The organism is Psychrobacillus sp., assembly GCF_056205495.1.
In genome coordinates, this window is sequence record NZ_JBAEAP010000477.1 from 1 (window position 1) to 5851 (window position 5851).

A 5851-nucleotide genomic window follows, 5' to 3' on the forward strand; every position below is an offset into this window, starting at 1 on the left:
ATCTTGTCTTTGAGGAAACAGCCTGGACTAATGCGGAGACACTTAACGAAACATATAAAATAGTAGATCCTGTTAATTTAGAATTTGTTAAAAAACATAGCTTGTCTACCTATATAGATTCATACAAGGCTGATCTTTCTATTTATAACAGTCTTATGGAAGAAACCAATCATCAAATCGCGTAAGTCCTAGTCATCTGTAAACTATATACAGATGGCTTAATTTTTTCTCTAAGGTTTCACTAATCTCTAAAAGGGAATATATATAATAAATCCATCTAGAGAAAGAAGGAATTTTTAATGCAACAAAAAAACGATCAAAAAGATATGAGACAACCAAATAGCTTTCAAGAGCAAGGTAATTATGCTCATCCCAAAGATGAAAAAGATACTAGACAGCCTAATAGTTTCCAGGAGCAGCCTCCAAATACGGAAAAGAACCGCACACAAAAATCCAAAGAAAACGAAGGCTTTTCGATGAATGATACAATTAGTAGACAAGAAGATAGCTTCAATAAATAAGTTAGTGTTTGAAAGGGTATTCCTTGAAAGAGTTATTTAAGGATATCCTTTTATTTTTATATAATAATAAGACCCAACGTTAATTTGTTACATACTAAGTAACATATGAACAGGCTTGTTTTATTTCTTGCGATTAAAAATGAATTACCTTTTTTACAGTTTGTAGTTAGTACATAAGTAAGAGTTAGTATAAAATAATACATATACATAGTGAAAATTAAAAGGCGGCTGAATATATTGAAGAAGAAAAAACATAACCTTCAAACAAATGAAAATGTAATTGTATTCCCAGGATTGGTGGATACATTAATAAGTGATGGGCTTGCCTTTGCGGAGGCTAATAATTATGTCAAAGCAGCAGCTTGCTTTGACGAAGCGAAGAAATATGTGGTGCTCGATGATGTGATTCTAAGTGTTTATGTACTTACCTTATTAGAAACTAGGAGGGCCAAAGAAGCAAAGCAAATATGTGAAGGCCTTCTAGAAGAGAAATCTCCGGTTTTTGAACAGATAGTAGAGCTTTATTTGACTATTTTATTAGATTTAAAGGAGTATTACGAGTTAAATCAAGTGATTAACCGAATTTTAATTGAATATAATTTTTCAGATGAAAGAAAGACTAATTTTAATCAGCTAAAAGATTTAAGTAATCGCCTTGCTAATGAGCAACCGCTTATAGATGATAATGAGGGAACTGCTCTTATACCTATTGAGAAGGAGCAACTTGAGTTAAAAACGTTTAAACAACTAAGCTTTGTTGAACAGGAGCAAATTCTACAGCAAGCTTTTTATAGAGACATCCATTCAGCTATTCCTGAAATTAAGGCAATTGTAGAATATCCTGACGTTTCTCCGACCGTTCAAACACTAGCACTTTTACTTTTGGGTAGTGCTGGAATTACAGATACGATCACAATCAGTAAGTTTGGTTTGACTCAGCAGGTAAATCCTTCTTCCCCTCCTCCCCAAACAGGTGTAGATCGAATGGAAGAAATAAATCAGCATGTACAAGAATATCTTCAAAAAGACCCATCTAAGCAAATGCTTACGACGGAGCTTTTACACCGCCATGCCTATGCTCTTTTTCCTTTTGACTGGCAAGGGTACAAGAATGAAGAGGTTGCAATGGCGTATATTGATTTTATTAAAATTATGTTTGGGGAAGAAAACGTGCATTTAAATTCCTTGTTGGAATTTATTGAGACAATAGAAAATTCGATAGAAAAGCCTTAAGTTAATTTCTCTCGTTTTTTTAGAGGAGAATAAAACTTTATTTCATAAATATAAGAAACTCATTCGTTACCGCTTAAATTTAAGTAGTAATTAATGAGTTTTTTTATTGGAAAATAATGAAACTATATTTTATTTTTTGAAAATTATATTGACTTTTTTTATCAATTCAAATAATATACAAATTATTGCTAATATTTTGTAAAATTTAGTTATTTTGAGAAATAGTGTTGTAACGTAATAGTCTTCTAGCGGCAATAGGTATCTAAAGTGGCGAGAGTGAGCCAATAAGTCACATGAGGTAGTGACGTACAGATTTTCCTTCTCTAGCATCACACTAATAACTTAGTATTATATAAATTTTGTGGAAAAGGAGGGTATTTATTAGTTTTATAAAAATAAGAATTGGAAAGAGGAGGAAAAGAATGAATAGAAGGTATTTTAAAGCCTTTATTGCTGTGTTACTTACGTTTACCTTATTCTTTACAAGTATCGAAACAGGAAGTGCGGTGAGTACAATCTCTCCTAAGGTTGAAATGAGAGCTTCATGGATTTCTACTGTTGCAAATATAGACTTGAAGCCAGGTATGGATGAAGCTGCTTATACATCATGGGCTCGCTCTACCATCAAAGAATTAGAAAGAAAAAATTTTAATACGGTTGTTTTTCAAGTTAAACCAACTGCAGATGCATTATATCCATCTGAGTTAGCACCTTGGTCACGTTACATCACAGGTAGTAAACAAGGGACAAACCCAGGGTACGATCCGTTGCAAATTATGCTAGATACTGCACATGAACATGGTATGGAGTTACATGCTTGGATCAATCCTTATCGAGTTACGATGGCTAATCAAAAACTAGAGGAACTAGCACCAAATAATATAGCTTCTATTCATCCTGAATGGGTAGTAAAGAATGGGACTCAATATTACTTAAACCCAGGAATTCCAGGCGTTCAAAGTTATTTAATAGACGCTGTAAAAGAACTAGTGACAAATTATGACGTGGATGCGGTCCACATGGATGATTATTTCTATCCAGGAGTTAATTTTGATGACGCTGCAACCTACGCACAGTATGGTGCTGATTTTAACGACATCGGTGACTGGAGACGTAATAATGTAAATGAGCTAGTTCAACATATTAATAGTAACATCAAACAAATTAAGCCTTGGGTACAATTTGGTATTTCTCCATCAGGAATTTGGAGAAATAGTAAGGATGATCCGAATGGAAGCGAGACAAATGGATCTGCTCACTATGACTCGCTTTTCGCAGACAGCAGAAAGTGGATTCAATCAGGGTATATAGACTATATTACACCGCAGGTATACTGGTCTCGTCAGTTGGCTATAGCAAACTATTCGGTGCTTTTAGAGTGGTGGAGCAGACAAACAGAAGGATATCCGATAAACCTTTACATTGGAATGGCAGATTACAAAGTTAATGCTAATTTTGATACGGCGTGGGACAATCCGTATGAATTACCAGAGCAAATTTTGGACAACCGTATAAATGGAAAGACGATGGGCCAAATGCATTTTACTCTCCGGGATATCCTTGCAAATAAGCTAGGCTATGCTGACATAGTAGAAAAAGAAATTTATCAGACAAAATCCTTAACCCCTTCTACTCCATGGAATGGAGCAGAAGAACCTAAAAAACCAATACTAGTCACTGCTAAAAATGATGGGAACTCTGTTCAAATATCAATCGACAATAAGAAGCGGAAAGATGCTAGGAAATATGTGATTTACCGCTTCGAGGGCAACCAAGCAGGGGATTACAATGACCCTAAAAATATTGTCGGTGTAGTTTTTGACCAAAACGGCTTTGCTAACTTTCAAGATCAGAACGTGGATCCGAATAAGCGATACACTTATGGTGTAACATCTATTTCTTACACAGGTGTGGAAAGCAAGAATGCCGAGGAAACAAAAACGAAAAAGTAAGCTATAAAAAACCTGAGGCCATTTAGGCTTCAGGTTTTTTATATGGATGGACATCTATCTTTATAAAACATAAATTGAAATATTAAAACGAAAATAATTATAAATTTCAAAAATCATGTTTCATTTTTAAAATAAATATGATATGTTATTTAATATTCAGACTTTATAGATAAGTCGTTTTTATGAGAACGTTTTTTTAAATTGATATAAAGAAGGTGTTTATTTGAGTCAACAGGTTGCGTCTATTCAAGTCGGACAATTAATGGTTGTAGGATTTAAAGGGAAAATTGCACCAGAGGGTATCATTGACCTGATCCATCGACACCGAATCGGAGGAATTATATTGTTTAGTCATAATGTTGGTACACCTCAGGAGCTCTTAAGTTTAACCTCATCTCTTCAGCGCGAAGCACAAAAAGCGGGCTATGGATATCCTCTTCTGATTTGCCTGGATCAAGAGAATGGGGTAGTACGTAGATTGGGAAAAGGTGCAACTACATTCCCTGGAGCAATGTCCATTGGAGCTACGGCAAACTCAGAAAATGCTTTTGATATAAGCCTTGCCACTGGAAAAGAGCTGAAAGAGTTAGGGGTTAATTGGAATTTAGCACCTGTACTAGATGTAAATAATAACCCAGATAATCCGGTTATTGGGGTTCGATCCTTTGGAGAAAATCCACATTTAGTAGCTGAATTCGGAAAAAATGCAATGAAGGGCTTGCAAAGTGCAGGAGTGATTACTACATTAAAACACTTCCCAGGTCATGGTGATTCAAATGTAGATTCTCATTTATCCCTTCCAGTAATAGGTCATACAAGAGCAAGGTTAGAAGAAGTAGAGCTTGTACCTTTCCAAGCTTGCATTGCGGAAGGGGCAGATACTATTATGTCTGCTCATGTGTATTTTCCTGCGATTGAGGACAGAGAAAATGTCCCTGCTACTTTGTCCAAAAAAGTAATTAGTGGGCTGTTGAGAGAAGAACTTGGATTTGACGGTGTGGTCACAACAGATTGTCTAGAAATGAAGGCAATTTCAGAAACGATTGGTACTGAAAAAGGTGCTATAGAAGCCCTTAATGCAGGCGTAGACTTAGTGATGGTCTCACATACACATGAAGTACAGCTACGTACGATAAAGGAATTAGAGCTAGCTTTAGCCCAGGGTGTATTACAAGAAGAGAGCTTAAAGGCTTCCCTTAATCGCATTAATAGACTTAAGGAAAAATATTTGTCTTGGGAAAACACTCCCTTCCATTCCGATTTTGTTTCCCTGGGAAGTGAAGAACATAAAAAGTTAGCTGAGAAGGTATTTGAAGAGAGCGTTACAATCGTGAAGAATGAGGGCCTACTTCCTTTACGGATGGATCAAAATATATTAGTTATTAATCCACCTAACCAAACTATTTACGGTGTTGAGGATGTAAAGGAAATAAAAACAACACTAAGTGATGCTATGAAGGAATTTAGTAATCAAGTAGTGGCTTATGATTTTCCCGAGTCATTCACCCTTAAGGAAATGGATTTACTCATTCAAAGAGCAAAAGAATTTGATGTAATTGTCATCGGTACTCTTTCCGTATCAGCTACTAGTTACGAGATAGAGTTGTTTAATAGACTTTTTAAACTAGATATTCCGATTGTGGGAGTAGCAATGAGAAACCCGTATGATTTAAGGTTTTTCCCGGGGGTAGCTGCATACTTAGCAACCTACGAATTTACTTATCTTGCACTGAGAACCGCAGCTCAAGCAATTTTTGGAAAAGTCTCGGTTAGTGGAAAACTTCCAGTAACTTTACTTGATAAACAGACATTTTAGGGGGTGAGGGGTACATAAGCAGGGAGGGAAGAATTGTTTACAGGAATAGTGCAATGACTATTTTAAAAAAACTAGGGGGTATTACACATGAGAGGTAAAAAGATAATATCGTTAGCACTTATAGCTGCGTTAGCCTTGGCAGCTTGTTCGGATGATGAAACAAAAGGTACTGTAGAACCAGACAGCAAAAATTTTAACAAAACTGGCATGCCTATTGTAAACGAAACAATTAAATTGGACATTTACTCGAGTTTTGAATTCCAACATCTGCATGATTCGTGCACGGTTCTGGTTGGTGAAATGAAAGCCGATAAGTCAAATCTTAATCT

Annotated in this window: 4 protein-coding genes and 2 pseudogenes; all 6 read left to right on the top strand. The window is 35.7% G+C overall.

What is annotated here, in order from left to right; all coding sequences use genetic code 11:
• Positions 1-185: pseudogene (locus AC06OU_RS13780) on the top strand (integrase); the annotation flags it as partial.
• 114 nt (positions 186-299) lie between these two features.
• Complete coding sequence (locus tag AC06OU_RS13785) at positions 300-521, top strand: hypothetical protein (protein ID WP_475856509.1); 222 nt, start codon at positions 300-302, stop codon at positions 519-521.
• Positions 522-758: 237 nt separating this feature from the next.
• Positions 759-1754 carry a DUF3196 family protein gene (locus tag AC06OU_RS13790; RefSeq protein WP_475856511.1) on the top strand — a complete coding sequence of 332 codons (996 nt, stop codon included), beginning with the start codon at positions 759-761 and terminating at the stop codon, positions 1752-1754.
• Between the two features lie 422 nt (positions 1755-2176).
• On the top strand, positions 2177-3706 hold the full coding sequence (locus AC06OU_RS13795; protein WP_475856513.1) for a glycoside hydrolase family 10-like protein: 1530 nt from the start codon (positions 2177-2179) through the stop codon (positions 3704-3706).
• A 223-nt stretch (positions 3707-3929) separates the two neighbouring features.
• Positions 3930-5522: a glycoside hydrolase family 3 protein gene (locus tag AC06OU_RS13800; protein ID WP_475856515.1), complete on the top strand. Its 1593-nt coding sequence runs from the start codon at positions 3930-3932 to the stop codon at positions 5520-5522.
• Positions 5523-5609: 87 nt separating this feature from the next.
• Positions 5610-5851, top strand: a pseudogene (locus AC06OU_RS13805) (hypothetical protein); the annotation flags it as partial.

Excerpts from the sequence above, each read along its gene's own strand:
- AC06OU_RS13785 (WP_475856509.1), top strand. The coding sequence starts at position 300 with ATGCAACAAAAAAACGATCAAAAAGATATGAGACAACCAAATAGCTTT.
- AC06OU_RS13795 (WP_475856513.1), top strand. The coding sequence starts at position 2,177 with ATGAATAGAAGGTATTTTAAAGCCTTTATTGCTGTGTTACTTACGTTT.